Genomic DNA, 3,822 nt, shown 5'->3' on the forward strand with positions numbered 1-3,822 from the left:
AAATGTCATGCTGAGGAACGAAGCATCTCAATAAGTACCACAAATGCGATCGCGTTCAGCTATCCGTAGGAATCGCAGTAACCTGAGATTCTTCCTTCGTCAGAATGACAAAACCCCGAATCTGAGGAATGAATGACAAATAGTAAAATTGTCATGAGTCAACGAAGGAAGCATCTATAATTTTTGCCGTGGTTGAGGAATTTTTAAAACATTATTTGTCTATATCTATCAATAATCCCCAATAATATATTAGTATTACCAAAGAATTCCAATTTTGCTTGTGCATTACCAAAAGACAAATCTATGTCTATAATCATTGCTCAAAACCTGAGCAAATCATACCCCGTCGCAGTCAAAGAACCTGGTCTTCGAGGCACAATATCCCATTTTTTCCGACGTACTTACCGTCAAATTCGAGCCGTTCAAGATGTCTCGTTTGAAATTGCCCCCGGTGAAGTTGTTGGCTTTTTGGGAGCAAATGGTGCTGGTAAAACAACTACACTGAAAATGCTCACAGGTTTAATTCATCCCACAAGCGGGAATGTGAGAGTTGCAGGACATGTTCCAGTACGACGACAAGAGAGCTTCTTGCAAAAAATTACCCTGGTAATGGGACAAAAACAACAATTGATTTGGGATTTACCCGCACTAGATTCGCTGAAAATTAACGCTGCTGTTTATGGAATTAGCGATCGCGAATTTTGGGAAAGGGTAGGAGAATTAACGGAAATGCTCTCATTAGATGGAAAGCTTGTCCAACCCGTGCGGAAGTTATCATTAGGTGAACGGATGAAAGCTGAGTTACTGGCAGCATTGTTACACCATCCCCAAGTACTATTCCTCGATGAACCAACTTTAGGATTGGATGTGAATGCACAAGTAAGTGTACGCGAGTTTTTACGCGAGTATAATCGGCGCTATGGAGCAACCATACTTTTGACTAGTCACTACATGGCTGATATTACAGCCTTGTGCGATCGCGTTTTAATGATTCACCAAGGTACTTTGATATACGATGGTAGTCTGAATGGTTTGTTAGAGCGCTTTGCACCGTATCGAGAGATTCACTTAGAATTAGCACAACCAGTCTCCACAGAAAAGTTAAAGTTTTATGGAAATGTCAAGCATGTTGAAGGACGATCGGTTTGCTTTATTGTCGAACAGGAGAAGCTAACCCGCACAGTTTCCCGGATTTTATCAGATTTGGAAGTGTTAGATTTAACAGTCACTGAACCACCAGTTGAAGAAGTTATTGGTAGAGTATTTGAGGCAGGAGTTGTTTAATTTTCTTAACAGTCACAGTAAGTCTGAAACCCTGTAGATGTAGAGACGAGATATATCACGTCTCTCTGTATTAAGTATCTGTATTAAGTATCTGTATCCAATAAAATAATGATGATTTGGAAGAAAGTAAAAACACTATTATCCGTGAATTACGCTTACATGGTGGAGTATCGTGCTGAATTGATTTTGTGGGTTTTATCAGGTTCCCTACCAATCATTTTAATGGGAGCATGGACTCAAGCAGCACAAGGGGGACAATTTGGATTGTCATCTCAGGATTTTGCCCGGTATTTTATTGCTGTGTTTCTGGTACAGCAATTTACGGTTGTGTGGGTGATTTGGGAATTTGAACGGGAAGTCGTAGAAGGTAAGCTTTCACCTCGATTATTACAGCCTTTAGACCCCGGTTGGCATCATTTTGCTTCCCATGTCGCCGAACGTGGCGCTCGTATGCCTTTCATGCTATTGTTGATAGTGTTATTTTTTATACTTTACCCCCAGGCTTTTTGGGTTCCTAGTTTATCGCAAATCTTGCTTTTCGTCCCAGCAGTATTACTTGCGTTTATTCTCCGCTTTACCATCCAATATACATTTGCCATGTTTGCATTTTGGACAGAGCGGGCAAGTGCTTTGGAAAATTTTTGGTTTCTATTTTATTTGTTTTTATCGGGGTTAATTGCCCCATTAGAGGTATTTCCCGAATCTGTACGTGCAGCAGTCTTATGTACACCTTTTCCTTATTTAATTAATTTCCCCGTCAGTCTTTTGGTGGGGTTAGAAACCGATATTTGGAGGGGATTTTCGATGATTGTGGGTTGGACGTTGTTATTTTTGGGTTTAAATAGGATATTATGGCGTGCGGGTTTGAAGCGGTATTCGGGGATGGGAGCTTAGAACTGGCATAGTATTGAAATATTCTTCAGTGAGACAGTACACAAAATTGCGATCGCACGCTAAGATATGAAATGTACATTGAAAATCAAATTTTAACCAGGGTTGGCCGATCGGTTTAGGCAACGAACTCATAATTCGTACCAGACAGGTTCAACTCCTGTACCCTGGATTCTAAGTAAAATAGAGACGGAATATATCGCGTCTCTATATTTTTTTATCTTGATGGCATTGCATCAAAACGGAACTCAGTACCACTTTTGAGTTTATTTTGGTTTAGTCGTGGAGACATCATTAATGATGTATTGTAAGGATTGGGTAAATCAGGAGTTCTCATGTAGGGGTCATTCATTGCCTGCTGCATAATGACATCGCGGTAAACCTTATTTACCAAATCAGCATCCCTTTCAATTTCCTTTTCTGGAAAAGAGTTGCGGAACAATGAACCTGGTCCTAAAATCAAATCAACGTCACGCTTAAACCCCTGATTTCGGTAATAATCAGGACTATTTTTGAAAAAAGCCCTTTCAAGAACTTCACTAGCTGTCTCATAATTAGGAACAGTGTCTTGTGCCACAGCAACCGATGGTAAACTAGCAGCAGCCAGTATCAAAAGACCAGCCATTGCTCTAAAATTTAAACCCATAATAATTACTCCTCTACTTTTTCTACTTTGCGATCGCATATTAACTTATGCTTAAGGAAGGGAACTCAAGCGAGTTCAATCAATGGTGTAGCACAATTTTTTTCTATCTGTAATGAGTTATCCTGCTGAAATTCTCCCGCAACCTGAAATTTGGGCTGCAAATACCGACATAAATACTCTACGCAACAAGTTATTAGATTTACTTTGCCAAGAAGCGTACAAGGAAGGAGATTTTGTCCTTTCCTCTGGAGAACCTAGTAAATACTATATCAACTGTAAACCAGTCACCCTTCACCCCCAAGGTGCATTAGCAACAGGTCGCTTACTTTTAGCCATGTTACCAGCAAATACCCACGCTGTAGCCGGGTTAACATTGGGTGCAGACCCAATTGTAAGTGCTGTAAGTGTTGTCTCCGCTTATGAAAATCGACCGATACCAGCATTGATTATTCGTAAAGAGGCAAAAGGTCATGGTACACAAGCATACATAGAAGGACCGATTTTAGTAAAAGCCGCAAACGTCGTGGTACTTGAGGATGTTGTCACCACCGGAAAATCTGCGATGAAAGCTGTAGAGAGATTGCGAGATGCAGGTTATACAGTTGAGAAAGTAATTTCACTAGTAGACCGCAAACAAGGAGGAGCGGAGTTTTACCAGTCGCAAAAATTGAAGTTTGAAGCAGTGTACGGGATTGAGGATATTCAACAACGATATCGGGAAATGACCTAAGTATTATGCTGCCTCAAGTATATAAAAACATGCTCTGTTATTGCGAGTGTTGATTTTGATATATATGGCTACAGTAGGGGCAAACGGCTGTTTGCCCTGACCATATTCGAGACAAAATTAAGTTATGATTTTGCTTAAATTTGTGTTTTGTTAATAGTCAAATACAGTAAGAGAACTCCACAGAAAGAAATGCCCTTCGGTCATTCTGTAGCTTGCTACTTAACAGAAGCCGCTTGCGCGTCTACCCGCAGGGTGGAACGTACGCGCTACT

The 3,822-nt window shown here is 40.5% G+C and carries 4 protein-coding genes and 1 tRNA gene; 4 read left to right on the plus strand and 1 reads right to left on the minus strand.

Annotated features, from left to right (window positions below; all coding sequences use genetic code 11):
- Positions 1-303: 303 nt before the first annotated feature.
- The 3 genes from CK510_RS12065 to CK510_RS31710 all read left to right on the plus strand — a co-directional run bounded on the left by CK510_RS12065 (position 304) and on the right by CK510_RS31710 (position 2,347).
- A complete protein-coding gene (locus CK510_RS12065; RefSeq protein ID WP_095721939.1) occupies positions 304-1,284 on the plus strand; it encodes an ABC transporter ATP-binding protein in 981 nt (326 codons plus the stop codon).
- Between the two features lie 108 nt (positions 1,285-1,392).
- Positions 1,393-2,178: an ABC transporter permease gene (locus tag CK510_RS12070; RefSeq protein ID WP_095721940.1), complete on the plus strand. Its 786-nt coding sequence runs from the start codon at positions 1,393-1,395 to the stop codon at positions 2,176-2,178.
- Between the two features lie 96 nt (positions 2,179-2,274).
- Positions 2,275-2,347 (plus strand) — tRNA-Ile (locus tag CK510_RS31710).
- A gap of 45 nt (positions 2,348-2,392) precedes the next feature.
- On the opposite strand, the gene CK510_RS12075 is transcribed toward CK510_RS31710, so the two are convergent.
- Positions 2,393-2,821 carry a hypothetical protein gene (locus CK510_RS12075; protein ID WP_095721941.1) on the minus strand — a complete coding sequence of 143 codons (429 nt, stop codon included), beginning with the start codon at positions 2,819-2,821 and terminating at the stop codon, positions 2,393-2,395.
- Between the two features lie 112 nt (positions 2,822-2,933).
- Between CK510_RS12075 and pyrE the strand changes: the two genes are divergently transcribed.
- Positions 2,934-3,551 carry an orotate phosphoribosyltransferase gene (pyrE, locus tag CK510_RS12080; RefSeq protein ID WP_095721942.1) on the plus strand — a complete coding sequence of 206 codons (618 nt, stop codon included), beginning with the start codon at positions 2,934-2,936 and terminating at the stop codon, positions 3,549-3,551.
- Positions 3,552-3,822 lie beyond the last annotated feature (271 nt).

It is taken from the genome of Brunnivagina elsteri CCALA 953, assembly GCF_002289455.1.
GTDB classification, from domain to species: Bacteria; Cyanobacteriota; Cyanobacteriia; order Cyanobacteriales; family Nostocaceae; genus Brunnivagina; species Brunnivagina elsteri.

Excerpts from the sequence above, each read along its gene's own strand:
- CK510_RS12070 (WP_095721940.1), top strand. The coding sequence starts at position 1,393 with ATGATGATTTGGAAGAAAGTAAAAACACTATTATCCGTGAATTACGCT.
- CK510_RS12065 (WP_095721939.1), top strand. The coding sequence starts at position 304 with ATGTCTATAATCATTGCTCAAAACCTGAGCAAATCATACCCCGTCGCA.
- pyrE (WP_095721942.1), top strand. The coding sequence starts at position 2,934 with ATGAGTTATCCTGCTGAAATTCTCCCGCAACCTGAAATTTGGGCTGCA.
- CK510_RS12075 (WP_095721941.1), bottom strand. The coding sequence starts at position 2,821 with ATGGGTTTAAATTTTAGAGCAATGGCTGGTCTTTTGATACTGGCTGCT.